This is a genomic window from Stenotrophomonas sp. Ste96 (assembly GCF_024519495.1).
In the GTDB taxonomy this organism is placed as follows: domain Bacteria; phylum Pseudomonadota; class Gammaproteobacteria; order Xanthomonadales; family Xanthomonadaceae; genus Stenotrophomonas; species Stenotrophomonas bentonitica_A.
Genome location: NZ_JALJRX010000002.1, coordinates 190,495 through 216,852 on the forward strand (window position 1 = coordinate 190,495; position 26,358 = coordinate 216,852).

Below are 26,358 nucleotides of genomic sequence, written 5' to 3' on the forward strand. Positions count from 1 at the left end.
CGTCAACCATGTGGTTGCGGAACATTCTTGGCCGCCTGCGTAGCGGCCCCAGCGCCCCGCTGGACCTCGCGATGACCGTTGAAGCTCGCCCGGGATCCCTCTCCCGCAAGGCTTTCCGCGAATTCACTCCGCCTGCCAACATGCAGCGTGGCGGCAGCATCCGCCTGGGCGCCCGCGGTGGCGATCGGCTAGGCCGAATTGGGATTATCCCGGCGACGGGAGTGAAAGTCCCATGAATGGGACATTGGCCCCCGAGGTGCTGGTGCTCGGTGGCACCGGCAGCGTGGGCCAGGGCATCGTGGCGGCCTTGCTGGAGGCCGGCAGCCCCGTGCTGGTGGTCGGCCGCGATCCCGGCCGGCTGGCGGCGCTGCAGGAGCAGTTCGCTGACGAGCCGGGCCTGGAGGTCCTGCTTGGCTCGTTGGGCGATGACGGCTCGGCGCGCACCGTGGCCGAGCGCATCGGCGGGCGCCCGCGCGCGCTGGCCGCGGTGGTGGATGCGATGGGCGGCCCGTACAACCGCGGGCGGGTGACCGACCGCAGCGGCGACGCGTTGCTGCAGGCGCTGCAGGCCGACGTGATGCCGCACGTGCACGCCGGCCGGCATCTGCTGCCGCTGCTGCGCGGCGGCGCGCAGGCGCGGCGCTACGTGCTGGTGGGCGGCCCGGCCGGCTTCAAGCCGTGGGCCGGGCATGGCGAGTCCTCCATCACCATGTCGGCCACGCGCATGTACGCGCAGGTGCTGCACCAGGAAGCCCAGGCCCTGGGCGTGCGTGCGCAGATGCTGGAAGTGTGCGATCCGGTGTGTACCCCGGCCAATGCGGCCAAGGCCTGCATCGAGTGGCCGAGCGCGCTGCTGGTCGGCCGCCGTGTTGTCTCGCTGCTCGACAACTGCACCGACAACCGCGCCATCGTCCGCTGCGATGCGCGCGATGCCGAACTGCCGCGCGGACTTCTGCACCTCGACCGCCCTCCACCGATGTCGCGCAACACGGCCGGCACGGCTTGACCTCTACCAAGGTTCAGGTCCCAGGCTACGCCCCCACGTCGCCCCACGTTTTCGATTCTGTATCACCACCCCTACGTACGGATGCATGTCATGACTTCCAACTCCTCCCCGCAACGTTTCACCCGACGGCTGGCCATGGCCGGCGTTTCGATCCTTGCCGCCGCGGTGCTGACCGCCTGCAGTGGCAGCCATGCTGAAGAAGCCGGCATGCCGCCGCCGCCGTCGGTCAGTGCCGCGCCGGTGCTGGTCAAGCAGGTCAGCCAGTGGGACGACTTCAGTGGCCGCGTCGAAGCGGTTGAAAGCGTTGAGCTGCGTCCGCGCGTCTCCGGCTACATCGACAAGGTCAACTATGTCGAAGGCCAGGAGGTCAAGAAGGGCGATGTGCTGTTCACCATCGACGCACGCAGCTACCGCGCCGAGCTGGACCGCGCCACCGCCGAGCTCAACCGCGCGCGCACCCAGGCCCAGGTGAGCCGCAGCGAAGCCGACCGCGCCCGTCGTCTGTCCGACCAGCAGGCCATCTCCACCGAGACCTGGGAACAGCGTCGTGCCGTTTCCGAGCAGGCGCTGGCGCAGGTGCAGGCCGCGCAGGCGGCGGTGGATGCGGCGCGCTTGAACATGGAGTTCACCCAGGTACGCGCCCCCATCAACGGTCGCGCCGGGCGCGCGATGGTGACCGCCGGCAACCTGGTTACCGCCGGCGACAGCGCCAGCGTGCTGACCACGCTGGTCTCGCTGGACAAGGTGCACGTCTACTTCGATGCCGATGAAGGCACCTTCCTGCGTTACGCGCAGATGGCCCGCAAGGGCGAACGCCCGAGCGAGCGCGACAGCGAACTGCCGGTGAAGGTGGGCCTGTCCGGTGAGAATGGTTTCCCGCATGAAGGCAAGGTCGACTTCCTGGACAACCAGGTGACCCGCAGCACCGGCACCATCCGGGTCCGCGCGCTGCTGGACAACGCCGACCGCGCGTTCACTCCGGGCCTGTTCGCCCGCGTGCAGCTGCTGGGCAGTGGCCAGTTCCAGGCCATGCTGATCGATGAAAAGGCCGTGCTGACAGACCAGGACCGCAAGTTCGTCTACGTGGTCGACAAGGACAACAAGGCACAGCGCCGCGATATCGAACTTGGCCGCAATGCCGACGGGCTGCGCATCGTCGAGCAGGGCCTGAAGGCCGGTGACCGCGTGATCGTCGATGGCGTGCAGAAAGTCTTCATGCCCGGCATGCCGGTCCAGGCCAAGGCCGTTGCGATGCAGCCGGTTGCCGCACCGGTAGCCGCGCCGGCTGTTGCAAAGAATTGAAGGGCAGCCGACTGACCGTCGGCTCTACATAGCAGCCGACCAACGGTCGGCTCTACCGTGACTGCCATCGCCCCGTGCAGGGGAACCCGCCACCGCTGTCGCCTGCGACAGCGGCCGGGGTCGTGCACGCCGGCGCTGGTGAAACCCCAGGAATCCACCCATGGACTTTTCCCGTTTTTTCATTGACAGGCCGATCTTCGCGGCGGTGCTGTCGATCGTGATCTTCGCCGCTGGCCTGATCGCGATCCCGATGCTGCCGATCAGCGAGTACCCCGAAGTGGTACCGCCTTCGGTGGTGGTGCGCACGGTATACCCGGGCGCCAACCCGAAGGTGATCGCTGAAACCGTGGCCACGCCACTGGAAGAAGCGATCAACGGCGTGGAGGACATGATGTACATCAAGTCCGTCGCCGGCTCCGACGGCGTGCTGCAGATGACCGTGACCTTCCGCCCGGGCACCGATCCGGACGAGGCCGCGGTCAAGGTGCAGAACCGCGTCGCCCAGGCGCAGGCGCGCCTGCCCGAAGACGTGCGCCGCCAGGGTGTCTCCACCCAGAAGCAGTCGCCGACCTTCCTGATGGTGGTGCACCTGACCTCGCCGGACGGCAAGTACGATTCGCTGTACCTGCGCAACTACGCCCGCCTGCACGTCAAGGATGCCCTGGCACGCCTGCAGGGCGTGGGCGATGCGCAGATGTTCGGTGGTGGCGACTACGCCATGCGTGCGTGGCTGGACCCGGACAAGATCGCCGCGCGCGGCCTGACCGCCAGCGATGTGGTGCGTGCGATGCGCGAGCAGAACGTGCAGGTCTCGGCCGGCCAGCTCGGCGCCGAGCCGATGCCCAGCAGCGACTTCCTGACCCTGATCAATGCGCAGGGCCGCCTGCGTACCGAACAGGAATTCCGCGATATCGTGCTCAAGGCCGGTGACGACGGTGAAGTGGTGCGCCTGTCCGATGTCGCCCGCCTGGAGCTGGGCGCCGGTGACTACACGCTGCGCTCGCAGCTGGATGGCAAGAACGCGGTGGGTATCGGTATCTTCCAGGCCCCCGGCGCGAACGCGCTGGAAATCCGCGACTCGGTCATCCACACCATGGATGAACTGACCAGGCAGTTCCCGCCGGGCGTGAAGTACGAAGCGGTGTATGACACCACCATCTTCGTGCGCGATTCGGTCAAGGCCGTGGTCTCCACGCTGCTCGAGGCGATCGCGCTGGTGGTGCTGGTGGTGATCCTGTTCCTGCAGACCTGGCGTGCCTCGATCATTCCGCTGATCGCCGTGCCGGTGTCGATCGTGGGTACCTTCGCGGCGCTGTACGTACTCGGCTTCTCGATCAACACCCTGACCTTGTTCGGGCTGGTGCTGGCGATCGGCATCGTCGTCGATGACGCGATCGTGGTCGTGGAAAACGTCGAACGCAACATCGAAGAAGGCCTGACTCCGCTGGCCGCGGCCCACCAGGCAATGCGCGAAGTGTCCGGCCCGATCGTGGCGATCGCGCTGGTGCTGTGTGCCGTGTTCGTGCCGATGGCGTTCCTGTCCGGCGTGACCGGTGCGTTCTACAAGCAGTTCGCCGTCACCATCGCGATTTCGACCGTGATCTCGGCGATCAACTCGCTGACCTTGTCGCCGGCCCTGGCCGCACGCCTGCTCAAGCCGCACGGCGCGCCGAAGGATGGCCTGACCCGCCTGATCGACCGTCTGTTCGGCTGGATCTTCCGTCCGTTCAACCGCTTCTTCAAGACCAGTTCGGAGAAGTACCACGGTTCGGTTGGCCGCCTGCTGGGCCGTCGTGGCCTGGTGTTCGTGGTCTACGCCGGCCTGCTGCTGGCCACCGGCCTGATGTTCAAGGCGGTGCCGGCCGGCTTCATTCCGACCCAGGACAAGCTGTACCTGATTGCCGGCGTGAAGCTGCCGGAAGGCTCCTCGATCGCACGTACCGACGCCATGCTGGCCAAGGTCGCCGAGATCGCGCGCAATACCGATGGCGTGGCGCACACGATCCAGTTCCCGGGTCTGAACGCGCTGCAGTTCACCAACACGCCCAACACCGGTGTCGCGTTCGTTCCGCTCAAGCCGTTCAGTGAGCGCAAGGGCCGCACCGCCGCGCAGATCAATGCCGAGATCAACGCCAAGATCGCCGGGCTGCAGGAGGGCTTTGCGTTCTCCATGATGCCGCCGCCGATCCTCGGCCTGGGCAACGGCAACGGCTACCAGATGTTCATCCAGGACCGCGGCAATCTCGGCTATGGCGCACTGCAGACGGCGGTGAGCACGATGCAGGGTGCGGTCGCGCAGACGCCGGGCATGGCGTTCCCGATCACCAGCTACCAGGCCAACGTGCCGCAGCTGGATGCCGAAGTAGACCGCGTCAAGGCCAAGGCCCAGGGCGTGGAGCTGACCGAATTGTTTGACACGCTGCAGACCTACCTGGGCTCGGCGTACGTGAACGACTTCAACCAGTTCGGTCGTACCTGGCAGGTGATCGCCCAGGCCGACGGCCAGTTCCGTGACAGCGTGGAAGACATCGGTCGCCTGCGTACCCGCAACAACCGTGGCGAGATGGTGCCGATCGGCTCGATGGTCACCGTGAAGCAGACCTACGGCCCGGACCCGGTGCTGCGCTTCAACGGTTACCCGGCGGCCGATCTGGCCGGCGAAGCCGACCCGCGCATGCTGTCCTCGGCCGAGGCCATGACCAAGCTGACCGAAATCGCCGGCAAGGTACTCCCGGTCGGCATGCAGACCGAATGGACCGACCTGAGCTACCAGCAGGCCACCCAGGGCAAGGCCGCCTTCATCGTGTTCCCGGTGGCGATCCTGCTGGCCTTCCTGGTGCTGGCCGCGCTGTATGAAAGCTGGTCGTTGCCGCTGGCGGTGATCCTGATTGTCCCCATGACCCTGCTGTCGGCGTTGTTCGGCGTATGGATGACCGGTGGCGACAACAACGTGTTCGTGCAGGTCGGCCTGGTGGTGCTGATGGGCCTGGCCTGCAAGAACGCCATCCTGATCGTCGAGTTCGCCCGCGAACTGGAAATGGGCGGCAAGGGCATCGTGGAGGCTGCACTGGAAGCGTGCCGCCTGCGTCTGCGCCCGATCGTGATGACCTCCATCGCGTTCATCGCCGGCACCATCCCGCTGGTGATCTCGCATGGCGCCGGTGCGGAAGTCCGCTCGGTCACCGGTATCACGGTGTTCGCCGGCATGCTGGGCGTCACCCTGTTCGGCCTGTTCCTGACCCCGGTGTTCTACGTGGCCCTGCGCAAGTTCGTCAGCCGTAACGGCGGCGGACAGCTGGTGACCCACGGCGAACCGACCATCCACCACTGATTCCTTCCCCGCGAGGTTTTTCACATGAATACCGCTACCCAAAAGATCGCCCTGGTCACCGGTGCCACCCGCGGCATCGGCCTGGAAACCGTCCGTCAGCTGGCCCAGGCCGGCGTGCATACGCTGCTGGCCGGGCGCAAGCGCGACGTCGCCGTGGCCGAGGCGCTGAAGCTGCAGGCCGAGGGCCTGCCGGTCGAAGCGATCCAGCTCGACGTGGGCGATGCCGCCAGCATCGCCGCCGCCGTGCAGACCGTGACCGAACGTCACGGCCGCCTGGACATCCTGGTCAACAACGCCGGCATCCTGCTCGACGACCCAACGCTGGCGCCGTCGGCGCAGACCCTGCAGACCTGGCGCGATACCTTCGACACCAACGTGTTCGCCGTGATTGCCGTTACCCAGGCCTTCCTGCCGCTGCTCAACGCCTCGCCGGCCGGCCGCATCGTCAACGTCTCCAGCATCCTGGGCTCGCTGACCCTGCACAGCCAGCCGGGCTCGCCGATCTACGGCTTCGCGGTGCCCGCCTACAACGCCTCCAAGAGTGCGGTGAATGCGTGGACCGTGCAGCTCGCCTACGAGCTGCGCGACAGCACCACCAAGGTCAATACCGTGCATCCGGGCTACGTCAAAACCGACATGAACGGCGGTGAGGGCGAGATCGAAATCAGCGAAGGTGCACGCTCCAGCGTCGGCATGGCGCTGATCGATGCCGATGGCCCCAACGGCAGCTTCACCTACCTCGGCGAGGTGCTGCCATGGTGATCCGCCTGTTGACCGTGGCCGTGACCAGCGCGCTGCTGGCCGGCTGCGTCAGCGTCGGCCCCAACTACCAGGCGCCACCGGTCGAGCCGGTGACCCTGCAGGGCGCCGCCGCGCCGGTGTTCACCAGCACCTCGCCGGTGGCGAGCTGGTGGGCCCAGTTCGACGATCCGGTGCTGGAGCAGCTGGTGCATGAAGCGCTGGGCGCCAACCTGGACCTGCGCATCGCGATGTCGCGCGTGCGCGAGGCCCGCGCGGTGTTCGTCGAGCAGCGCCTGGACCAGTTGCCGCACGTCACCAGTGGCGGCAGCTATGACCGCCGCAAGCAGCCCGATGCCACGGTGGGTGGCGAGCGCATCTTCAGCGAGACCTACCAGCTCGGCTTCGATGCCGGCTGGGAGCTGGATCTGTTCGGTCGCCAACGCCGTGCCGCCGAAGCGGCGCGCGCGGACCTGGGCGCCGAGCAGGACAACCTCGCCGACGCGCAGGTCACCGTCGCCGCCGAAGTAGCCCGCAACTACTTCGAGCTGCGCGGTACCCAGAAGCGCATCGCGGTGGCCAAGCGCACCCTGGTCAATCTGCGCGACACCCAGAAGCTCACCGAGACCCGCTGGGAACTGGGCGCCGGCAGCGAGCTGGACGTGCAGAGCAGCCGTGCGCGCCTGAAGGCGATCGAGGCCGACATCCCGCTGCTGGAAGTCGCCGAAGTGCAGTCGCGTCATCGCCTGGCCGTCCTGCTGGGGCAGCGTCCGGATGCACTGGACAGCCTGCTGCAGCCGCGCGAGATGCGGCCGTACGCCAAGGCGTTGCCGTTGGGCGACACCACCGATCTGCTGCGTCAGCGCGCCGATGTGCGCGTGGCCGAGCGTCGTCTGGCGGCGGCCACTGCGCGCGTTGGCGTGGCCACCGCGGACCTGTTCCCGCGGATCAGCCTGAGTGGGTTCGTCGGCTTCCTGTCCGGTGATGCCAGCGGGTTGGTCAACGGCAACAACAAGGCGTGGTCGGTGACCCCGTCGATCAGCTGGGCTGCCTTCGATTTCGGCACGGTCAAAGCCCGTCTGCGCGCCAGCAAGGCGCAGGCCGATGGTGCCGCCGCCGAGTACGAGAAGGCGGTGCTGCTGGCGCTGGAAGACACCGAGAACGCGTTGACGCGGTACGCCAAGCAGCAGGCCCGCCTGGCGATCGTCGCCGAGCAGGCCCAGGCGGCGGGGCGCGCGGAGGAACTTGCGCAGATCCGCTTCCGCGAGGGGTCGGAAGACTTCCTGACCCTGCTCGATGCACAACGCACCCAGCTGGCCGCGGACGATGCACTGGCCGAGGCCGAATCCACGGTCAACGTCAGCGTCGTGGGGGTGTACAAGGCCTTGGGTGGCTGGGGCCAGCAGCAGGATGCAGCCAACACCCCGGTGGCGGTGACGCAGCGCTGACCGGCCGCAGGTCGCAGGGGCGGCGAAGGCGCCGTCCCTGCAAGAATGGCAACAGCCGTCACATCCGCTGCGCAGGGCGTCGCGGTTGACGGCTTTGCCTCTGCACGGTGCCGATGCACGATGCTACAAGCGTGGGTTGTTCTCTGGAGTGGCCCGCATGCAACCCAATCAGTGGCGTCCTGTCCGTCCGCGTGTGCAGGAGCCGGGCATGGGATCCGGCGCGGGGCTTTCGCGCGGTGTCATCGCGCTGCTGGTCGCCGCGATCATCGTGGTCGCCATCGGATTCGCCCGTTTGACCGAAGGCCTGTTCGAGATCGGCCTGATCGCCACCGGTGTGTTCATCGCCATCGGCGCGCGGATCTGCCAGGCACGCGAGCAGCATCAGGCGCTGTACCAGCTGCTGCAGCAGATCGATGAGCGGCAGCCGTGATCGGCGCGGTGAAAGCGCAGGGCCGCAGTGCGGCCATGCGCAAGCCTATGGACGGTGCTATGACCGCCCATCGCGCGTCTGCTTACCGGCCCTTCGGCGTCGATGCGGGGAACCGCAGCTCGGCCTGGACCGGGTAGTGGTCCGAAGGCAGCACGCCACCGGGTTTCTGGTCCAGCGTGCTGAAACGGTCCACGCTGAAACCGCGTACCAGGATCCAGTCCAGTTCCACCGTCGGTTTGCCGGTGAAATCGTGGAAGGTCAGGCGCGGGCCGTCGACCTTGCCGGCGAGTTCGCGGGCATCGCCCAACGCGGCAGTGAAGGCCTTGTAGGTGTCGCTGCCGGGCTCACTGTTGAAATCGCCGGTGACCACGACCGGGATGTCCTTGGGCAGCGTTGCCAGCCGCGAGACGATCAGCTTCGCACCGAGCACGCGGCGCGGCTCATCTTCATCGCGATAGGGCAGGTGGGTGTTGAACAGATAGAAGCGTTGGCCATCGGCCTGACGCTGGAACAGCGCCCAGGTCACCATGCGCGGGAACAGGTTGCCCCAGGTGATGCTGCCCGGCACATCGGGCGTATCGGAGAGCCAGAAGTCGCCTGATTCGAGCACCTTCAGGCGCGCGCTGTCGTACAGCACGCCCATGTGTTCGTCGGCGTTGCCGCCGCGGCGGTCCCTGCCGAACAGGGTGTAGCCCGGCAGGTGCGCGACCAGGTACTCGCCCTGTTTCCGCACCAGCTCCTGGGTGCCGATCACCTCGGGTTTCTGTTCGCGGATCAGCGTGACCATCGCATCGCGGCGGTCTTCCCAGCGCTTGCCGGGGTCGGTATCGGCCGGCGTGCGCACGTTGAACGACATGACTTTCAACGCGTCCGGTGCCTGCGCCCAGGCGCTGCCCAGCGGGGCGGCAAACATCATCAGGGCCAGCAGCGCGGGCCGGTGGAAACGAAACAACATGTGGAATCCCTCCATTCCATGAAAACGTTCCCAAAGGGTCGCATGGAAGGGCAGGGAAAGGATATGCGCGACATGGCGGTTGGGGGGCGCCGGTCGGATCAGTTGGACAGCAGGATCACCCCGATCGTGATGTTGATGAGCGATCCCAGCAGCAGCACCCATACCGTGGAGAGGATCGTGTTCAACCAGGAGCGTTGAAGCGCGACCTTCAGCCAGCCGGCCTGGACCACCGCATACCACAGCGCGGCGATCACCCCCACCGCAGTGCCGAGCACGGTCGACAGCTCGCCGGGCAGCCGTACGAACACCATGCTGGTGGACAATGTCACCGCGAACGGGGCGGTCAGGTAGCACTGCATGAAAAACGGTCGGCGCAGCGACTCCCGGGTCATCGGCACATGCTTGCGCCGCAGCAGGTGCGCGGTGGTCACCAGCGGCCAGATGGCGAAGGTGATCGAGCGGTACAGCAGCAGGCTTTCCTCATTGCCGAAAATCGAACGCGACAGCGCACCGGTGCCGACCACCTGCTGGTGCAGCATCAGCTCCACCCCGTGAGCGACCAGCACCGACAGCATCAGGAACATCGGCGGGCTGATCGCATCGTCGAACTGGCGCTCCAGCTTTTCCTTCAGCTCGGTATCCACGTACTGGGCCATCCGCCGCGGATGCACCACCACGCGGTACAGCGTGCGCGGGAAGAACAGAAACCAGGTGCACAGCTCGTAGAGAAACTCTTCCAGCGACCGCAGCAGTTTGAGGAAGTCCATCCCGGGCCCCTTGCGTGGACGAAACCGACACCCCCGAGGATACCCGGGGCTGGCCTCAGCGGATGGCGACGGTCAAGCTGTGCGGTGCCTTCTCACCCCGGCGCGCCTGCGCACGCATCTGGTAGACCTGCACCACATAGGTGCCGGTGGACGGCAGCGTGCCGCTCCAGCGCCGGGTCTCGTCGTTGCTGCCCAGGGCCTCGCCCTGGCCGGGCGTTACGCCGGGCGCGAACACATTGAAGTTGGCATTGGGGCTGCCGTCGATCGTGACCGCCATGGTCTGGCCGGCGCGCGCGGCGATCGTGTAGCGGACGGTGTCATAACCGGACAACGTCCCACGCAGGGTGGCGCTGCTGGCGCCCTTGGTGAAGTGCACGGGGGTGGTGGTGACCTTGTCCGCCGCGGTGGCCAGCATCGGCGTCAGGGCGAGCAGGGCGGTCAACAGCAGCGAGCGGAGCGGCGTCATGGCACATCCTCGGTGGGGGCCCGGCAAGGGCCTTTCGTCGCGAGCATGAGCGCGCGCCCATCAAGGGACTGTCGATGCGCTGCAGATCACCGCTACCGGGCAGTGAACGGACTGTGCTCTCTCGGTGTCGTTTTCCAGTGCGTTCTGAATTTTTTACGCAGGTGCCCGGCGCGTGCAGGGCGCGCCGCCCGCCACGCACACATGGGTAACGCGGGCAGGCCTAGCGTGGTTTCACCGGCACCACTTCGATGCCGAACACCGGAGATACGGCAATGGCCAACACCCCGAACCCGCAGCAGGGTCAGAACGATCCGCAGCGCAACACCCCGCAGCAGGGCCAGCAGGATCAGCAGGATCAGCGCGACCGTGACGCCCAGAAGCAGCAGCAACAGCAGGATCAGCAGGGCCAGCGCTCGGGCCAGCAGAGCGACCAGGAAGAATAAGGCCAGGCATGACGCACCGAGGGCCCGGCCGATCTGGCCGGGCCTTTGTGCGTCATGGGCAATCACAACGCTTCAGCCATCGCCAGTCGCCGTCGGGCACCTCAGCGGGTTACCGGCTACCATGCCCGCATGAGCATTCCTCTTCCCGACAGCAGCGTGCCACGCCTGCTGGGTTTCGACGTCCCGACCCTGCAGACCATCGTCGACCATGGTGCGGACGAGGCGATCGTGGCGATGCTGGATGTCGCCCCCGATGCCCACTGGTTGAAGCTGTTCGACGAACGCGTCGCCGCGCTCAAGGGCGAGCTCGGCCTGGCCGGGGTCGAACTGGACGGCACCTCGATCCTGTTCTTCGGCTCCATCGCCGACAGCCGCCGCCTGGCGACGGCCGTGTCGGCCCTGATCAATGCGATCAACATGGAAGTGGCCGGGCGCAACGCGCCTTTCCAGCCGACCGCACCGTAACCCAGCCGGCACGGCGCTCAGGAATCGATCCGGGAGGCACGCAGCCGCAGGACCTCGCTCCGTCCCGGCTCGGCAACGCCATGGGGCGACGGGCAGGTGCCGCGTATTTCGGTGACCCACATCACCATCATGCCGACGATGCGGGTGGCATCGCCCGGCCACTGCGCTACCAGCCGGTCGTGGATACCGTCGTACACCGCCCATCGCTCGGCCGCCGACCGGCCGCGCGTCCAGCACTGCTCCAACTCGGCGTGTGCCTGCCGAAATGCCTCTTTCTGTCCGTCCATAGCGATCCCCGACACCTTGCATACCGGGCAGGCGTACCTGCGCGGGTGAGCCCCCCTGCCATGTGACCAACGCCAGTTGCCACGCAGACCGGCCACGCCCGCTGTTGCGCACGGCACGGCCTGCCGCAGGCTGAACCCGTCGGCGTGGGGCGTCATAACCAAACAGGACGTCCTGTATAGTTACTGCCCGCCCGAAATGTTCGTTCCCCATGACCCCCACCAAGACCCAGCGCTGGAGCCTGTTGCTCACCGTGGCCGCCGGCCTGCTGCTGATCACGCTCGACAACTCGGTGCTGTACACCGCCTTGCCCACCCTGACCGCCGAACTCGGTGCCACGTCGCTGCAGGGGCTGTGGATCATCAACGCCTATCCGCTGGTCATGGCCGGCCTGCTGCTCGGCGCGGGCACCCTCGGCGACCGGCTGGGGCACCGCCGTATGTTCCTGATCGGCCTGGTGATCTTCGGCATCGCCTCGCTGCTGGCTGCGTTCGCGCCGGACGCCAACCTGCTCATCGGCGCCCGCGCGCTGCTCGCGGTGGGTGCCGCGGCAATGATGCCGGCCACGCTGGCGCTGATCAGCCTGACCTTCGCGGATGAGCGCGAGCGCAATCTGGCGATCGCGGTCTGGGGCTGCATTTCCATCATTGGCAGCGCGATCGGCCCGATCGTCGGCGGCGTGCTGCTGGCCCATTTCTGGTGGGGTTCGGTGTTCCTGATCAACGTGCCGATCGTGCTGCTGGCGATGGTTGGCGCCGTGCTGTTCGCGCCGCACGGCACGCCCGATGCGAGCAAGCCGTGGGACCTGATTTCCTCGCTGTTGAGTCTGGTCGCGCTGTCCGGCCTGGTGGTGGCGATCAAGGAAATCGCGCATGCGCCGCCGAACGGGCCGCTGGCCGCGGGCGCGGCGCTGGTCTTCGTCGTGGGTCTGGTGCTGTTCCTGCGTCGCCAGCGTCGCCTGCCGTATCCCATGCTTGATGTGGCGATCTTCCGCAATGCGCCGTTCCTGGCCGGTGTGCTCTCGGCGGCCTTCGCGATGTTCGCCATCGCCGGCCTGCAGCTGCTGACCACCCAGCGCTTCCAGCTGGTCGCCGATTACACGCCGCTGCAGGCCGGTCTGCTGGTGTCGGTGGTCGCGCTCGGCTGCCTGCCCAGCGCGATCTTCGGCGGCGCGTTCCTGCACCGCGTCGGGCTGTTGCCGCTCATCACCGGTGGGCTCGGCGTGGGTACCGCCGGCGTGCTGCTGGTCGCGGTGACCTTCGGTAGCGACCTGGGCTGGACCATTACCGGGTTGCTGCTCACCGGGCTGGGCATGGGCGCGACCATTTCGGTCGCTTCCACCGCCATTATCGGCAACGTGCCGCCGCACCGCGCCGGCATGGCGTCCTCGGTGGAGGAGGTGTCCTACGAGTTCGGCAGCCTGTTCGCGGTCTCGCTGCTGGGCAGCCTGATTGCCGCGCTGTACTCGGCAACCGTGTCGCTTCCGGACGGCGTGGACGCCGCTGCGGGTGAGAGCATCCAGCAGGCGTTCGCCCTGGCCGCGCAGCCCGGTGCCGATGCAGGGTGGCTCGGCGCTGCCGCCAGCGCCTACGACGCCAGCTATGTTTGGGTACTGTATGTGATCGCCGCCGTGCTCCTGGTCGGCACCGTCGTCACCGGCATTCTGCTGCGCCGTCACGGCCCCGGCAGCGCCACCACTGTTTCCCAGGCCCACTGACTCCATGCGCCCGAGCAACCGAACCAACATCCTTGATGCCGCCGTCCGCGTGATCGAACGCGACGGCATCACCGCGCTCACCTTCGAGGCGGTCGCCACCGAATCCGGCATCGCCAGGGGAGGGCTGCTGTACCACTTCCCCTCGCGCGACGCGCTGCTCCAGGGCATCCATCAGCACCTGGCCGGCGTGTGGGAGGCGAGCTTGATCGAGGTGGCCGGCAAGCCGGCCGAGGCCGCCGATGCCACCGAGCGCTACCAGGCCTACGCACTGACCTGTGTGCAGACCGCTACGCGCGCCGAACTGCAGCTGATGTTTGATGCGGCGGCGACGGATGAGAACGTGCAGCCCTGGGCGACCGTGGCCGAGCGCTGGTCGCCGCCGACCCCGCAGGACCTGAGCGACCCGGCCGCGCTGGACCTGTTCATCGCCAAGCTCGCCGCCGACGGCATGTGGGTGTTCGAAGCACTGTCGCGCTCGCGCCTGCCGCCGGAGGTAGGGCAGGCCATCGCCGACCGGCTGGCGCAGATGATTGCCGCCGCTTCAAACACAGCGTGATTTCCGTCATGCGGGTAACCTTGGCGGTTCACTTCTTGAATGACGGGTCCGCCTGATGGATTACCAGCTTGTGATCAAGTTCTGGCGCAAGTCGCTGGACGATGAGGCATTCCTGGCCACGCTGGAGGCCGAGCTGACCGCCGCGCTCGGCAAGGCCGCGACGCTGGACGGCTATGACGTCAGGGCGAAAGAGATCAACCTTTTCATGTTCACTGCGGATCCGCGCCCGACGTTCCGGAAGACCAAGGATGTGCTGGAGGCAATGGGCGTGCTGCACAGTGTGTCCGCCGCGTACCGGCTGGTGGGTGGCGCGCAGTTCACCTCGGTGTGGCCGCTGCGGATGGCGCGGAAATTTACCTTGCCGTGAGGCACAAAAAGGGGGGGGGACCTTCGATGTCTGCACTCGCTGGCCAGCAGCATTGCCGTCGCGTCATCCCGCTCGGTAGCCAGCCACGCCCTGAATCAGAGAAGTCCCGCGCCGCTTCAAAGGTCATGACAAACCCAACTGCGGACGCGTACGCGGTCACGTTGGCGAGATCACGGCAGGATCAGCAACCCAGCCACATGCTTCACGGTGCTAGGATCAAATCGCCGAGCAAATCGGCGATTTCTCAATAAAGGATCTATTGTGAAGCTCTTTAGTGCGATGCTTGCATTAACGGCCGCGGCGGTTGCAACGCCTGCTTTTGCGGCTCAGCCGGTGCACTGCCCCACCTGCGTGACCGATGAGGACTTCCGCCAGCGCGCAATCCTGGAAGAAGCGGTAACGAAGGCTGGCGGGACATATTGGGTCTATAACCTGCCCGCGGGCACGGTCCAGAAGTGGTACATCCCGCCCTCCGAGGGCGAAGAGGAGGCGGCCGTACGCCGCGATCCGTCTGGCACAGCGCGGCAACTGCCACAGCGCCACGAGGCCAGCAGCAGCCCGTAGAGGCTCATGCGCAGGCTGAGGTCCAGAAGGGTCAGGTGCCACCACCGACCATCAACAGGATGAGATCTCCAGGTAGAGACCGCCGCGGTCGAACAGGTTCTGGATCTTCTCGGCCGGCTTGGCGCGCCGCAAGGCAAGATGGGTGAGTGGGGGCATCGCTCCCCACGGTCTCACGAGCTGCAACGCACGGGGCCTGACGATGCCGGAAATAAAAAAGCCCGGGAACCCTTTTTTGTGTAAGGGTTTCCGGGCTTCTTGGGATTCTTTCGAATCCCTCATTGGTGGAGGTGGGCGCACCTGAACAAGATGTATATCTGCTTGTTATTAATGCGTTTTTCTGGGCTTAATTGTTCTCGTACCCTCAAAAATACCCGCAAAGGCTGGTGGTGCTAGCGAAAGTACCCGCGATGACGGCGTTCCGTTCAGTGGGCTTCCTTGGTGCATCGGGATCAGGTACTTGCTTCATCTGGCCGTACCGCCGACCTCATCACTACGCAGAAAGCGGAAGACTATTGAGCTCAGCCCGTGCCTCCCGCCATCGCGGGAAGTGGTCATCAAGCAATGCAATAAAGCGTTCGTCGTGGGTTGGCGCGATCAGGTGTGCCATCTCGTGGACCACCACATACTCCAGCAGGTGCCGCGGCTTTTTCACCAGCTCTGTGTTCAGGCGGATATGGCCGCGGGCATGGTTGCAGCTGCCCCAGCGGGTCTTCATGCGTTGCAGGTAGTAGCCATGCACCTTGACCCCAAGCCGGGGTTCCCAAGTCTTGATCATATCGGGCAGCACGGCATGCAGCTGCGCCTTGTGCCATGCGTGCATCATTTCCGCGCGCTTTACCTCATCGGCACCGGGGCGTACCCTGAGCGTGATCCGTTTGTGATCGAGGCGGACCTCCGGCTTGGCATCCACATACTGCACGTCAAGCAGGTAGCGACGCCCCCAAAGAGTGTGACTCTCCCGGGTGATATTCCGTCGCGGCATTTCACGGGCCTGCGCGCGAAGCCCGGCCTGCTGTTTCCGGATCCAGCCGAGCCGGGTGATGGCATAGGCCCGAAGCACGTCCAGGCGCGAGCGCATCGGTGCGACCAGCGTTACCCGGCCTTCTGGCGGATGCACGACAAGGTGTACGTTCTTGACTTCCTTGCGCGTCACCGCGATTTCGATGTCGCCCAGCAGGAAGGTGTCCATCAGCGGTAGCCAGCCTGGTTTTTGACCAGCTCGTACAGCTTTATCATGGCCTCACGGTTGCCGTCAACCACCGCCAGCAGGGCGCGTTGCACGGCACGTTCCTTGATCGCGTCACCCTTCCAGCCAGCCGGCACGTCCGTGCGCAGGATCGCGTCAATCTTCACCGCCATGCCGATCAGCTCGCTGCCGTACAGCGGCGCATCATCGGCAACGTGCGTGGCATCGACAGGCCTGGCCAGGATGTCCGGCAGGTTGCGGTAGATAAGGGAGGCCTCGGGCTTGTCACGCAACGCCTCGGGGACCAGCTCGCCACCGGCTTCATGCGTCGCCAGTTTCCTGGCCAGTGCTTCGGCCTGCCTCAGGAACTCCGCGTAGCTCTCCGCATCGGCGCGCGACTGCTTGATCAGCTCGTCCAGCAGGCTCGACATCTCCTTGAAGAAGCGCGGATCGGTCAGTCGCTCCTGGATGATGGCCTTTCGTACATTGTTGATGATGCCCTCGGCCACCGCCTGGTTACTGCTGCCCTTGGCATTGAGCTTCTGCGCGATGGCGTCGTGGATGCCACTCTTGACGATCAGGTCCACCAGAGACAAGTCGCCCATGTCACCCAATTCAAGGGCTTCATCGGCGCGCACGTAGCGGTTGAGCAGGTCACGCATGTCGCCCTCGAAGGGCTTGATGTCGAACTCCTCGCCGGAATGGTTCTTGATGGTCGCGCGCATCTCGGCGTAGAAGGCCACTTCCCGCTCCAGCCGGGCAATCGTGGCCTCGTCGTAGCCTGCGTTCGACAACTCGCTGCCAATGTCCGCCCAGGCCCGCACGAACGCCGTCACCAGTTTGTAGAAGGAAATACGCAGCGGTTCGGCCTGCTCCAGCGCCTCTTCGTCCTGTGCTTCGCCGCAGAAGTAGGCGATGAACTGCTCCAGCTCACGCGGCGCCAGCACCGGCTCGCACAGGTGCAACAGCGCCTCGCGGCTCTCCTCCAGCTTCTTCACGCCTTCGCTGATCCAGTCCTTCAGGGTGATATTGCCGTCTTGCCCGTCCTTTCCATCCACCACCAGCTGGTCGGAGCTGTAGACCGAAATGGCCTCCTGCACCTTGCCGAACAGCTCCTTGAAATCGACGATGTAACCGTAGTCCTTGTCATCGCCATCCAGGCGATTGGTACGGCAGATCGCCTGGAACAGGTCGTGGTCGCGCAGGTTGCGGTCCAGGTAGATGTAGGAGCAACTGGGCGCGTCAAAGCCGGTCAGCAGCTTGCTGACCACGATCAGCAGCCTGCAGTTGGCCGGCTCATCCTTGAAGCGCCGCTTCATCTCCGCCTCGTACTTGTCGGTGCTGTCGAAATCCTTGAGCACCCAATCCCGGTAAGTGTCGTACTTGTAGCGGTAGTCGCTGCTCGCCGGCTCCTTCGAATACTGGGTCTTGTCTGGCTCGAAGGAGGTGATGATGCCGACATGCCGACCAAAACTGGTGTTCTGGAACAGCCGGAAATAGTGGCAGGCGTCGTAGATCTCGTCGGCCACCAGGATCGCAGTGCCACGCCCGTCGTTCAGGCGGCGGCGCGTGTCGAAGTCCTCCAGGATGCTGCGGATGATGCGGTCCTTGCGCTCGCCCGAGCTGAGCAGCTCTTCCATCGTGGCCCAGCGCTTGCGCAGTGCCGCCTTCTGGAAGTTGTTGAGGTGCTTGGTCTTGTTGGCGAAGTACTCCTCGATCTTCTTCTGGTTGCCAAGGGCCTGCGGTACCTCTCGGGCTTCATACTTCAAATCCAGCACCACCTTGTCGGCCACCGCCTCGGGGAACTTGTAGGTGTGGATGGGGGTACCAAATACGTCTTGCGTGGTCTGCTTGTCCTTGCGCAGCAACGGTGTGCCGGTAAAACCGATGAAGATCGCATCGCCCAGCCAGCGCTTCATCTGCTTGTTCATGTCGCCGCCCTGGGTGCGGTGGGCTTCGTCCACGAATACGTAGAAGCGCCCGTGCGCGTGCGGCGGCAGGGCGGTGAGGTCGCTGGTGTCGAACTTGTGGATCAGCGCGCACAACAGCCGTGGCGTGGTTGCGCCCAATTTGTCCACCAGGTCAGCGCGTGAGCCCACTCGGGTGGAGTCCAGTCCGGAGTTCTTCAACACCTTGGTGATCTGGTCATCCAGCTCTTCGCGGTCGGTAATGACCAGGATGCGGGCATTGGCGTCGTCCTCCAGCAGCCATTTGGCCAGCAGCACCATCAGGATGCTCTTGCCGCTGCCCTGGGTATGCCAGATCACCCCGCCTTCGCGTTTGCGGGTGCGCTCCTGCGCGGCCTTGATGCCGGCGTACTGGTGCTGCCTCGGCACCTTCTTGATGCCGGCGTCGAAGATCACGAAGTGGTAGAGGAAATCCAGCAGCCGCGCCTTGTCGAACATCTGCGCCAGCGGCCGGTCCAGCAGCACGCCGGGCTCGCCAGTGGCCAGGCCGGCCTCGTCCTTCCACTGCACATAGAACGCTTCCGGGCTACCCACGGTGCCGTAGTACAGCCCCTGTGCGTCATTGCCGGCCAACAGCAGCTGCACCGTACTGAAGAACGCCTGGTTGAAGGCGGGTTCCTGGTTGCTGATCAGCTGACGGATGCCCTCGGCCTTGTCATTGCTGCCGCGCTTGAGCTCGATCACCGCGATGGCGATGCCGTTGATATACAGCACCATGTCCGGGCGACGCTCGAAACCCCCACGCAGGGTGACTTCCTCGGCCAGCGCGAAATCGTTGTTGTGCGGTTTGGCCCAGTCGATGAAGTGGACCTTCCGGGTCTGCTCGCCCAGCGCGGTCTGCACGTCGGCGCCATAGCGCAGCAGGCCATAGGTACGGAAGTTGGCGTCGTACAGGGTGTTGCCGCGGATCTCCGCGGTGGCTTGCAGCTGGCGCAACGCCGCCGATACCTGCGCATCGGTGTAGCCGCGCCGTTTCAGGTTGGCGCTGAGGTACTCCGGCTCGATATTACGATTGCCCTCGCGTTTGCTCCAGTCGCCCAGGTTGTCGTAGCCCAGGCAGTCAGCGCGCGAGGGGTCAGTGAACAGCCTGGCCACACGGTTCTGGGTGGTGCGTTCGGCACGGGGTTGGTTATGCATCGGCGGCCTCCGACAGGATCTTCGCTTCCACGTACCTGCGGAATGCAGCGACATCCGTGAAGCAACGGTATCCGGCCTGGCTGGCAAGCGTTATGACAGCTGCTTCCTCGTTGAGAAGCACCACTACCGGCTGGCTCAACTCTTCTTGCAGCCCGGTCGGCCATGCCAGATCGAACACCGCAATCTGTTCACCGCTCTGGGGATCTGCGTAGTCGTAATCAATCATGCCTCTTGGCAAGCCCTGATCCACGACCCAATCATTGAGCGCTTCCAGTTCGGCCTCTTCCGTCTCGCTTTCCACGCCGTTGCCAATGAAGGTATTGACGATTGGCGCGACAGCCCCGGACAGCCAGCGCGTATCGCCGTGCAACAGGTCTTCCAGGCGCTTGTTCAATTCGGCCGCGAGCAAAACCTTGCGCGCCTCCATGAACTCTCTGTAGTTCTCGATCTTCCACAGCTCGGTATCCATCGGGATCCACTGCGAGGCCAATGCACCGGGATGCGCCTGCTCGATCTTCGGGAAGTAGATCTCCGGAAGCGTGTCACTGATGTCGAGATTGGCATCCTTGGTCAGAAAGCAGTAGTTGGCCAGTGCGTTGACTTCGGATTTCTTGAACTTACGCTTGTACAACTGTGCCTTGGGGAAGATGTGGTGCACTTCCAGCTTGCTCATCTTGCCGTGCATGTTGGCCTTGAGGCCGATGCCCGATCCCCAGTCGCGCGCTTCGCCCACCCGGGTCAGCATGTACAGCACGGGATAGAAACGGGCCCCCAGGCTCCAGCCGGTGAAATGGGCTGGCTCGGCACGAAGTCCGCCGTGCCACAGGCGCAGTTTCTCCAGCAAGCGATCCAGATCACCTTCTTCGATTACACCCAGATCCTGGTCGATGAAGGACTCGACCGAACCGGAGAACCGGCCCCACATGCCGGACTGGAAATACCAGAACAGCAGTTTGTCGCGCTCCTTCTCGTTCGGCGGCCCGAGCTTCTTCTGCTGGCGTTGGTCGAGGTAGCGCGCCACCACCGGGAAACCACCGCGGGAGAACAGCACCCGGTCGTGATCCAGGCCGAGCCGGTCGGCAATCATGTTCAGGCAGGCATCGATCTGCTTGGAGGCACGCTTTAGAGCGTCTTCTACGTCCTTTGGTCCCTGTTCGTGCAGGTACATGAACTTTGCCTCTCCGGTCAGTACGGTATTCACCGAGCGCAGCAGCCAGTCCAGGCTGAAGTCGTAGCCGCTGTTGTGCCACTCCTTCAGCTTCTTCTTCATCTCGTCGCGCCCGGTAGGCCAGTCGGCGCAGATCTTGGCCAGGGCAAGATCGCCCTTGGACAGCTTGGTGCCGCCGCTGTTGACGCGATTGAAGATATCCACCACCACGTCGAGCGACTTGTCCGCGCCGGTGACTTCCTCGATATGCAGCTCAATTTCGGCAATGCCGAGTACGCGGCTCAGGCGTGCCACGTAGTCGCCAATCCTGGGAGCCAATTCAGGCGTGGACAGTTTGCTGATGTAGGCCCCCAGGCCGTCGGTGCCGCCCTTCATCAGCTCGGACACATCCACCCACAGCGGGTTGTCCTTCATCTTGGCCGGTTGGTAGAACTCGAAGGTCTCCGTTTCCAGATGGAATTGCAGCCCGGTGAAGGCCTTGGCCTTGCCGTCGAAGAACTTCGGTGGCTTGCCGCGAATCACGCCGTATAGCGAGGTCATGCGCTGCTGGCCGTCGAGCAGCAGCTTGACGATGCCCGGTGCCAGCGTGCCGTCGCCGCGATGGGTGGCGCCCGTTGATTCGGTGGCCCAGACCAGCAGCCCACCCACCGGGTGGCGCTTGTACATGGAATCGAACAATCCGCGGACCTGATCGCCATTCCAGACGTAGCCTCGCTGGAATTCCGGCAGGGCCATATGGCCGTTGTCGATGTGATCGAGAATGGTCGAAATTTTCATGTGGTGGACTCCCCTGTCGTCCTTGATTCAAATCAACCGGATCCGGCCGGTCAGCAGTGCCTGCATCATGCCTTGCTTGAGCTGGGTGGTTTTGGCGCGTTGGGTTTCGAGGGCGGTGAGTTCGGCGTCTATGTCGCTCAACACCCTCGCAATGACGGCTTGTTCCTCAACTCGCGGCAGAGGAAGTTCAATTTCTTCAAGATCTCCGTGCGACAAGTGCTTGACCGTAGTGCTCGATGTGATTGCCTCGATGACTTTCAATGGCTCTTGCAAACGGTAGTAGGCATAAGTCAGATCCAGATGTTTCGACGGGACTATTCGCCCGACCCGCTGATTGAGCAAAGCCTCGCCCTTGTCCCAGAAGCATGGCAAGAAATCTCCATCCATGCCAATCAAGACATCGCCATTTTTCACTAAAAAATCTGCACCACCCCCGCCGCTGTAGTGAAAAACTTGGTCGTCAGCTTTCAAATCACGGTTCTTCACCAAACGAACCCCATCCCCAGCTCTGTTGAAATACGAAGAACTGAAAGGGAACCCAACTTGGAATCGCAATACCGTATGCAGCTGCTTCACCTCCCACTCCCCACTGAACCCCGGCAGGCGGCGCTTGCCGGTGAGCAGCTCCTGCATCGCACCTTGCTTGATGGCGCGCTTCTTGGCGATCAGCGCATCCTGCGCAGCCAGCAGCGCATCCACGTCACCGAGGGCGGTAGCAATCGCAGACTGTTCGATATCACTCGGAGGCAGCGGAATGGAGAATTTTCGAATTCGCGCCAATGCCAACTTCGGCTGTGCACCAACGGTCCGCTCAGACTCGATGAAATTTTGAACGACTGGCGAGAGCATTACGTGTAGAAGAAAATCTCTGTCACATTCGATTGCGCTGATGCGATTAGCATTTTCAGTAAGATTTGCACCATCAAGCGCGTCCGGAATCTTGCCCACAATGCCAAGTGTTCCCGCCACCGAAATGAACAGGTCATCCTTGTATATCCGGTAGTTTCTAATGGGCGGGAACGCCGCCTCGGGCACGTATTTCACTTCGCGCATATCCACCCGACCCGGGTGCATATCCGTAACGCGGATGTAAGGGTGTGGTGTAACCACATCGCTAACGAAGTAGCCCATGGGCAATCGCTTCCCACTTGTAACTTTCGCAAGCGAATCCAGCGGGTGTAGTCCCCAATCGACGGGAATCACACCAACGTCGGTCTGCTTGTATTCCGGCCTCAGTTCCACGCAAACCCCATCTTTGCCAGATGCCCGGCTACCTTGGCCTCCAGCTCTTTCACCTGCGCCGTCAGTTGCGGCAGTGGTGTGTCATAGCGCTCCGCCAGTTCCTTCACCCGCCGGGTCAGTGCCTGCGATACACGCTCCACCTCGCCCTGCACGGCGGCGGACAGCGTGGCCAGCCATTTGTCATCCACCACCAGTGCCTGGATGTCGGCCACTGACAGCTGCGGGTACTTGGCCAGCGCCTTGGCGTCGAGCTCGGCGTCCAGCGCCTTGAGCCGTCTTTTCAACCCGGCCACTTCGTCGGTCAGCGCCAACCACTGTTTCAGCACCGCCAATTCCTCGGCACCGTCCGGGTCCTTGCCGATTTCGCGGATGCGGTCTTTCACCAGTGCGACGGTGATTCGGTGGAACTCGGCAAAGGCCATGTCCTCGCCGCTGTGCTCTTCCTCCAGGGCTTCCAACGCGCTGCCGGCGCTGTCCAGCGCAGTGCTGGCGGCATCAAGCGCTTGCTGTTCGGCGGCGAAGTAACGTGCCACGACCAGCGGCTTGGGCACCAGGTCGCAGGCCCAGCCCTTGTCCTTGCGCTGGCCTTTCTTGTTGGTCTCGATGATGCGCGCGGGCTCGGCCGTCCAGCCATCAGCAGACAGCAGGTAGGCATCGTCCTGCATCGTCTGCGCCCAGTAGTCCATCAGGAGCTGATAGATGGTGTAGGCATTGAGCAGCGGCGCCTTGGCATAGGCGGCCAGCAGGCTTTCGGAAACCTCGTGGATGAACTGCTTGGGCTGGCCGCCCTGGCCGAAGCCGATCAGCTGGGGCCGGATGGCTTTTTCCCAGTCGGCGTGCAGCTTGGCCACCGTCGCCTGGAATGCGCGGAACTCGGCGTGGCCAAGGATGGCTTGCTTCACCTCGGCTTGCGGCAGCTTCAATTGCAGGTAGTCGGGGCGGCCCGCAGCCTCGAACAGGGCCTCGCGCAGGGCTGGCATGCTGGCCCAGTAGGTCGCCAGTGCGTCCACGTCGCGCTGCGGAATACCGCCGAGCAGGTGGCCTTCGATGTCCTGTAGGTCTTCAGCGGCGCTGCTGTCGATATAGCGCGGCAGGTTGAGGTTGTAGTCGTTCCTGGCGTCTCGGATCTCGTCGAAGCCGACCATGCGCGCATAGCCGGGCACGTGCTGCGCCTTGTTGAAGGTGTCGACGATGCGGTGGATGTCCTGCTCGCGCAGGCGGTTCTTGGCGCCGTCCTTCAGGAAACCCTTGCTGGCATCGATCATGAAGATGCCGCGGCGGGCGCTGGCGTTGTCTTTGTCCAGCAGCAGGATGCAGGCGGGAATGCCGGTGCCATAGAACAGGTTGGCCGGCAGGCCGACGATGCCGGTCAGGTAGCCGCTATCGACCAGCTGGCGGCGGATCTGGGCTTCCGCATTGCCGCGGAACAGCACACCGTGCGGCAGGATGCAGGCGCCTTTGCCGCTGGCCTTGAGGCTGCGGAGGATGTGCAGCAGATAGGCGTAGTCGCCCTGCTTGGCCGGCGGCACGCTCCAGGCGAAGCGCTGGAAGGGATCGGCATCCGGGGTGAGGCCGCTGCTCCAGGCCTTGTCCGAGAACGGCGGGTTGGCAACCACGTAGTCGAAGGTCCTGAGCCGCTCGCCGTCCTTGAACTTGGGATCGGCCAGGGTGTTGCCCGACTGCACGGATGCATCCGGGAAGTCATGCAGGATCATGTTCATGCGCGCTAGGCCGGCGGTGGTGGCCGAGATCTCCTGCCCGTAGAGGGTGATGGGCTTGCCCGCTTCGGCGGCCACCTTCAGCAGCAGCGACCCTGACCCGCAAGTCGGGTCATAGGCGGTGGTCTGGCGGTTGGTGTTGTGCGGGCCGATGCCGATCAGCTGGGCGATGGTGCTGCTGACTTCGGCCGGGGTGTAGAACTGGCCTTTGCTTTTGCCCGAATCCTGGGCGAAGTGGCGCATCAGGTATTCGTAGGCATCGCCAAGGATGTCGTCGTGCTCGGCGCGGTTATCGGAAAAATCCAGCGCCGGGTCTTCGAAGATGGCGACCAGGTTGGTCAGCTTGTCCTGGCGTTCCTTGCCTTCGCCCAGTTTTTTGGGGTCGTCGAAGTCGGGGAAGTCACTGAGTGACAGGCTGCTGTTGTTGGCTTCGACCAGCGGCTGGATGACCTCGGTGTTGATGCGCTCGCCGATGTTCGGCTTGCCCTTGAACGCCACCATGTCGGCAAAGCCGGCCCCGGTCGGGATCACCAGCGGCGCCAGATCGTCGCCGGCGTACTTGTCGCTGACGTACTTGATGAACAGCATGAACAGGACGTAGTCCTTGTATTCGGACGGCTCCATGCCGCCGCGCAGTTCGTCGCAGCTGGCCCAGAGGGAGGAATAGAGGTCGGATTTTTTGATGGGCATGGCTAATCGAGGCTGGAATAGCAAGGCCCACCCTGTATGGGCGGGCCGCTGGGGGGGGGCAGCGCGGCGGTGTCAGGCCGTCACTGGTGCAAGCGCGGGCTCCAAGGATGCTATGACGGACTGCTTTTTGCCATTGCAAAAACTTCGCGCTGCTTTGGTGTTGTGGCCCAAGGCGGCCAACAGGTGTTCTGCTTCACCTTCCAGTGTTGGCGCGTGGCCGCGCCAGGGGAGAATGGTGTCCCAAGTCAGTACGGCCAAGCGCCATCGGCGGCGCATGACTATCCGATAACGATAGCGACCCCCTAACAAGACCTTACATCCGCTCCCGATCAATCTTTGACAGACTTCGCCTTTACAGGGGCGGGGGCTTCTTCGTGGGCGAGGGCAGTTATCAGGGTCGCCACATCCGCGCCAAGCCTGTCAGCAAGCTTGCATAACACCAGCAGCGATGGATTTCCGACTGAGCGCTCGATTTGGCTGATGTACGTGCGGTCGATGCCCGCTTCAAGAGCCAGCCTTTCCTGGGAGAGCCCCTCAGCAAGACGCAACTCGCGGATATTGCCCGCGAGTTCTCGTCTGACTGCTTCAAAGGGACGGCTCATGGAGATAGGCTCTCGCTTGACGAGACCCATGGTCCACGGAATATATTCATCAAATCGTAAAGCTACGACTTGGGAACCATGGACAAAAAACCCTCCAAGCGATACCTCGCTGGCTTGGCAGCACTCTCTGTCGCCACTTTGACGGGGGCGAAATGGCAGAACCCTTCAATCGCCGATCCGGCACAACAAGAACATCAATTGGCCATCGACGACGCATATTGCAACCGGGTCGCCGTGGGATCGGCCCCTATGCCCTCCGTGAACATGCCTCAGGCTCAGAGACAAGGCGCTTACGTCTCTGGCACCTCGACCATCTATGGTCCGAACGGTAGTGCTTATCGCGGTACTTATTCAGGCACTGTTACGCCAGGTCAAAGTTTTGGTGATGGGTTCGCAGGGGGCTTTGCCCAAGGGGCTGCCGTCGGTGGATTAATCGCCGCCCGGCGCCAACAGAAGGCCATTCACAAAGGTTGTATGGCCGAATTGGGATGGTCGAAGTCTGCATCGGCGTCTAGGGCAGTAACGAAGCCCCAGCCGGCTCCGGCTGGGGTGACCGTGAGCCAACAGATGACATGGGAGAAAATCTCGACATCAGTTGACGGTGGGCAAGTTTTCATCAGCCCGGAATCAGTCAGCACGCGCGGCTCTGACGTCACCGCTTGGCTAAAGGTCCAGTTCCCCCATGCCTTTGGTCCTGGGCCTGGAGGGGTGATGATTGATGAAGTGCAAGAATTAACGACCTTCCATTGTCTATCCCACCAAACCTCCTTGTTAAAGCTAGTTTCGTTCTACCAAGGCAAGCAACTCTTTGTGGACGAGCAAAGAGGCGCTGACTTGAAGCGGGACAGCTTTTCGGCCGACTCGCTGTATGCTCCGACCTATGAGGCCCTATGTAGGCTCTAAAACAAGACGGATTCTTTTGAGAGAGATTCATCGTTTACGTAGACCAGCGCCCATGTTGGCTGCCAGCAGCTCGGGGCGGCTGCCGGCATAGCCGGTAACAATGAGCGGCGAGCTCAAAACGCTTTCCG

23 protein-coding genes are annotated in these 26,358 nt (G+C 64.1%); 13 read left to right on the top strand and 10 right to left on the bottom strand.

Features of this window, described 5'->3' with window-relative positions:
- The first annotated feature begins 232 nt into the window (after positions 1-232).
- The 6 genes from OC373_RS07680 (at position 233) to OC373_RS07705 (ending at position 8,255) form a co-directional block, all read left to right on the top strand.
- The gene (locus OC373_RS07680) at positions 233-1,006 is read left to right on the top strand and encodes an SDR family oxidoreductase (RefSeq protein ID WP_019183225.1); all 774 of its coding nucleotides are present in this window, start codon (positions 233-235) and stop codon (positions 1,004-1,006) included.
- A 90-nt stretch (positions 1,007-1,096) separates the two neighbouring features.
- A complete protein-coding gene (locus tag OC373_RS07685; protein ID WP_070427146.1) occupies positions 1,097-2,308 on the top strand; it encodes an efflux RND transporter periplasmic adaptor subunit in 1,212 nt (403 codons plus the stop codon).
- 160 nt (positions 2,309-2,468) lie between these two features.
- On the top strand, positions 2,469-5,639 hold the full coding sequence (locus OC373_RS07690) for a multidrug efflux RND transporter permease subunit (protein ID WP_046272935.1): 3,171 nt from the start codon (positions 2,469-2,471) through the stop codon (positions 5,637-5,639).
- A 24-nt stretch (positions 5,640-5,663) separates the two neighbouring features.
- On the top strand, positions 5,664-6,401 hold the full coding sequence (locus tag OC373_RS07695) for an SDR family oxidoreductase (protein ID WP_019183222.1): 738 nt from the start codon (positions 5,664-5,666) through the stop codon (positions 6,399-6,401).
- Positions 6,395-7,825, top strand: coding sequence for an efflux transporter outer membrane subunit (locus OC373_RS07700; RefSeq protein ID WP_261997398.1), 1,431 nt, complete (start codon positions 6,395-6,397; stop codon positions 7,823-7,825). The genes OC373_RS07695 and OC373_RS07700 overlap by 7 nt, the downstream gene beginning before the upstream one ends.
- A gap of 208 nt (positions 7,826-8,033) precedes the next feature.
- Positions 8,034-8,255 carry a membrane protein gene (locus OC373_RS07705; RefSeq protein WP_019183220.1) on the top strand — a complete coding sequence of 74 codons (222 nt, stop codon included), beginning with the start codon at positions 8,034-8,036 and terminating at the stop codon, positions 8,253-8,255.
- Positions 8,256-8,337: 82 nt separating this feature from the next.
- Here the strand turns inward: OC373_RS07705 and OC373_RS07710 are convergent, their stop codons facing one another.
- From OC373_RS07710 to OC373_RS07720, 3 genes are all read right to left on the bottom strand, one after another.
- Positions 8,338-9,210, bottom strand: coding sequence for an endonuclease/exonuclease/phosphatase family protein (locus OC373_RS07710; RefSeq protein WP_261997399.1), 873 nt, complete (start codon positions 9,208-9,210; stop codon positions 8,338-8,340).
- A gap of 98 nt (positions 9,211-9,308) precedes the next feature.
- Positions 9,309-9,977: a hypothetical protein gene (locus tag OC373_RS07715; protein WP_261997400.1), complete on the bottom strand. Its 669-nt coding sequence runs from the start codon at positions 9,975-9,977 to the stop codon at positions 9,309-9,311.
- Between the two features lie 55 nt (positions 9,978-10,032).
- Positions 10,033-10,443 (bottom strand): hypothetical protein, encoded by a 411-nt coding sequence (locus OC373_RS07720; protein ID WP_019183217.1) that lies wholly within the window; start codon positions 10,441-10,443, stop codon positions 10,033-10,035.
- Between the two features lie 272 nt (positions 10,444-10,715).
- Between OC373_RS07720 and OC373_RS07725 the strand changes: the two genes are divergently transcribed.
- The gene (locus tag OC373_RS07725; RefSeq protein WP_019183216.1) at positions 10,716-10,886 is read left to right on the top strand and encodes a hypothetical protein; all 171 of its coding nucleotides are present in this window, start codon (positions 10,716-10,718) and stop codon (positions 10,884-10,886) included.
- A gap of 129 nt (positions 10,887-11,015) precedes the next feature.
- Positions 11,016-11,351 carry a hypothetical protein gene (locus OC373_RS07730; RefSeq protein WP_037553151.1) on the top strand — a complete coding sequence of 112 codons (336 nt, stop codon included), beginning with the start codon at positions 11,016-11,018 and terminating at the stop codon, positions 11,349-11,351.
- 17 nt (positions 11,352-11,368) lie between these two features.
- Here the strand turns inward: OC373_RS07730 and OC373_RS07735 are convergent, their stop codons facing one another.
- The gene (locus OC373_RS07735; RefSeq protein ID WP_156785773.1) at positions 11,369-11,638 is read right to left on the bottom strand and encodes a hypothetical protein; all 270 of its coding nucleotides are present in this window, start codon (positions 11,636-11,638) and stop codon (positions 11,369-11,371) included.
- Between the two features lie 209 nt (positions 11,639-11,847).
- On the opposite strand from OC373_RS07735, the gene OC373_RS07740 reads away from it, so the two are divergent.
- The 4 genes from OC373_RS07740 to OC373_RS07755 all read left to right on the top strand — a co-directional run bounded on the left by OC373_RS07740 (position 11,848) and on the right by OC373_RS07755 (position 14,840).
- Positions 11,848-13,353 carry an MFS transporter gene (locus OC373_RS07740; protein WP_070427152.1) on the top strand — a complete coding sequence of 502 codons (1,506 nt, stop codon included), beginning with the start codon at positions 11,848-11,850 and terminating at the stop codon, positions 13,351-13,353.
- Positions 13,354-13,357: 4 nt separating this feature from the next.
- On the top strand, positions 13,358-13,909 hold the full coding sequence (locus tag OC373_RS07745) for a TetR/AcrR family transcriptional regulator (RefSeq protein WP_261997401.1): 552 nt from the start codon (positions 13,358-13,360) through the stop codon (positions 13,907-13,909).
- 55 nt (positions 13,910-13,964) lie between these two features.
- Complete coding sequence (locus tag OC373_RS07750) at positions 13,965-14,276, top strand: hypothetical protein (RefSeq protein WP_261997402.1); 312 nt, start codon at positions 13,965-13,967, stop codon at positions 14,274-14,276.
- A gap of 261 nt (positions 14,277-14,537) precedes the next feature.
- Positions 14,538-14,840, top strand: coding sequence for a hypothetical protein (locus OC373_RS07755; protein WP_070470235.1), 303 nt, complete (start codon positions 14,538-14,540; stop codon positions 14,838-14,840).
- 490 nt (positions 14,841-15,330) lie between these two features.
- Here OC373_RS07755 and OC373_RS07760 read toward each other — a convergent pair whose 3' ends face one another.
- From OC373_RS07760 to OC373_RS07785, 6 genes are all read right to left on the bottom strand, one after another.
- Positions 15,331-16,029: a SprT family zinc-dependent metalloprotease gene (locus OC373_RS07760; RefSeq protein ID WP_261997403.1), complete on the bottom strand. Its 699-nt coding sequence runs from the start codon at positions 16,027-16,029 to the stop codon at positions 15,331-15,333.
- The gene (locus tag OC373_RS07765; RefSeq protein WP_261997404.1) at positions 16,029-19,130 is read right to left on the bottom strand and encodes a type I restriction endonuclease subunit R; all 3,102 of its coding nucleotides are present in this window, start codon (positions 19,128-19,130) and stop codon (positions 16,029-16,031) included. Before OC373_RS07765 ends, OC373_RS07760 begins: the two co-directional genes overlap by 1 nt.
- Positions 19,123-21,075 (bottom strand): DUF262 domain-containing protein, encoded by a 1,953-nt coding sequence (locus OC373_RS07770; protein ID WP_261997405.1) that lies wholly within the window; start codon positions 21,073-21,075, stop codon positions 19,123-19,125. Before OC373_RS07770 ends, OC373_RS07765 begins: the two co-directional genes overlap by 8 nt.
- A 27-nt stretch (positions 21,076-21,102) precedes the next feature.
- The gene (locus OC373_RS07775) at positions 21,103-22,317 is read right to left on the bottom strand and encodes a restriction endonuclease subunit S (RefSeq protein ID WP_261997406.1); all 1,215 of its coding nucleotides are present in this window, start codon (positions 22,315-22,317) and stop codon (positions 21,103-21,105) included.
- Positions 22,308-24,725: a type I restriction-modification system subunit M gene (locus OC373_RS07780; protein ID WP_261997407.1), complete on the bottom strand. Its 2,418-nt coding sequence runs from the start codon at positions 24,723-24,725 to the stop codon at positions 22,308-22,310. The genes OC373_RS07775 and OC373_RS07780 overlap by 10 nt, the downstream gene beginning before the upstream one ends.
- A gap of 329 nt (positions 24,726-25,054) precedes the next feature.
- A complete protein-coding gene (locus OC373_RS07785) occupies positions 25,055-25,327 on the bottom strand; it encodes a helix-turn-helix transcriptional regulator (protein ID WP_261997408.1) in 273 nt (90 codons plus the stop codon).
- A 78-nt stretch (positions 25,328-25,405) separates the two neighbouring features.
- On the opposite strand from OC373_RS07785, the gene OC373_RS07790 reads away from it, so the two are divergent.
- Positions 25,406-26,230: a hypothetical protein gene (locus OC373_RS07790; RefSeq protein WP_261997409.1), complete on the top strand. Its 825-nt coding sequence runs from the start codon at positions 25,406-25,408 to the stop codon at positions 26,228-26,230.
- Positions 26,231-26,358: the final 128 nt, after the last annotated feature.

Bases quoted from the DNA above. Each gene is read 5' to 3' on its own strand.
- OC373_RS07725 (WP_019183216.1), top strand. From the start codon at position 10,716: ATGGCCAACACCCCGAACCCGCAGCAGGGTCAGAACGATCCGCAGCGC.
- OC373_RS07745 (WP_261997401.1), top strand. From the start codon at position 13,358: ATGCGCCCGAGCAACCGAACCAACATCCTTGATGCCGCCGTCCGCGTG.
- OC373_RS07765 (WP_261997404.1), bottom strand. From the start codon at position 19,130: ATGCATAACCAACCCCGTGCCGAACGCACCACCCAGAACCGTGTGGCC.
- OC373_RS07735 (WP_156785773.1), bottom strand. From the start codon at position 11,638: ATGGACGGACAGAAAGAGGCATTTCGGCAGGCACACGCCGAGTTGGAG.
- OC373_RS07680 (WP_019183225.1), top strand. From the start codon at position 233: ATGAATGGGACATTGGCCCCCGAGGTGCTGGTGCTCGGTGGCACCGGC.
- OC373_RS07700 (WP_261997398.1), top strand. From the start codon at position 6,395: ATGGTGATCCGCCTGTTGACCGTGGCCGTGACCAGCGCGCTGCTGGCC.
- OC373_RS07695 (WP_019183222.1), top strand. From the start codon at position 5,664: ATGAATACCGCTACCCAAAAGATCGCCCTGGTCACCGGTGCCACCCGC.
- OC373_RS07760 (WP_261997403.1), bottom strand. From the start codon at position 16,029: ATGGACACCTTCCTGCTGGGCGACATCGAAATCGCGGTGACGCGCAAG.
- OC373_RS07780 (WP_261997407.1), bottom strand. From the start codon at position 24,725: ATGCCCATCAAAAAATCCGACCTCTATTCCTCCCTCTGGGCCAGCTGC.
- OC373_RS07690 (WP_046272935.1), top strand. From the start codon at position 2,469: ATGGACTTTTCCCGTTTTTTCATTGACAGGCCGATCTTCGCGGCGGTG.
- OC373_RS07770 (WP_261997405.1), bottom strand. From the start codon at position 21,075: ATGAAAATTTCGACCATTCTCGATCACATCGACAACGGCCATATGGCC.
- OC373_RS07790 (WP_261997409.1), top strand. From the start codon at position 25,406: ATGGACAAAAAACCCTCCAAGCGATACCTCGCTGGCTTGGCAGCACTC.
- OC373_RS07720 (WP_019183217.1), bottom strand. From the start codon at position 10,443: ATGACGCCGCTCCGCTCGCTGCTGTTGACCGCCCTGCTCGCCCTGACG.
- OC373_RS07750 (WP_261997402.1), top strand. From the start codon at position 13,965: ATGGATTACCAGCTTGTGATCAAGTTCTGGCGCAAGTCGCTGGACGAT.
- OC373_RS07730 (WP_037553151.1), top strand. From the start codon at position 11,016: ATGAGCATTCCTCTTCCCGACAGCAGCGTGCCACGCCTGCTGGGTTTC.
- OC373_RS07710 (WP_261997399.1), bottom strand. From the start codon at position 9,210: ATGTTGTTTCGTTTCCACCGGCCCGCGCTGCTGGCCCTGATGATGTTT.
- OC373_RS07685 (WP_070427146.1), top strand. From the start codon at position 1,097: ATGACTTCCAACTCCTCCCCGCAACGTTTCACCCGACGGCTGGCCATG.
- OC373_RS07785 (WP_261997408.1), bottom strand. From the start codon at position 25,327: ATGAGCCGTCCCTTTGAAGCAGTCAGACGAGAACTCGCGGGCAATATC.
- OC373_RS07705 (WP_019183220.1), top strand. From the start codon at position 8,034: ATGGGATCCGGCGCGGGGCTTTCGCGCGGTGTCATCGCGCTGCTGGTC.
- OC373_RS07740 (WP_070427152.1), top strand. From the start codon at position 11,848: ATGACCCCCACCAAGACCCAGCGCTGGAGCCTGTTGCTCACCGTGGCC.
- OC373_RS07715 (WP_261997400.1), bottom strand. From the start codon at position 9,977: ATGGACTTCCTCAAACTGCTGCGGTCGCTGGAAGAGTTTCTCTACGAG.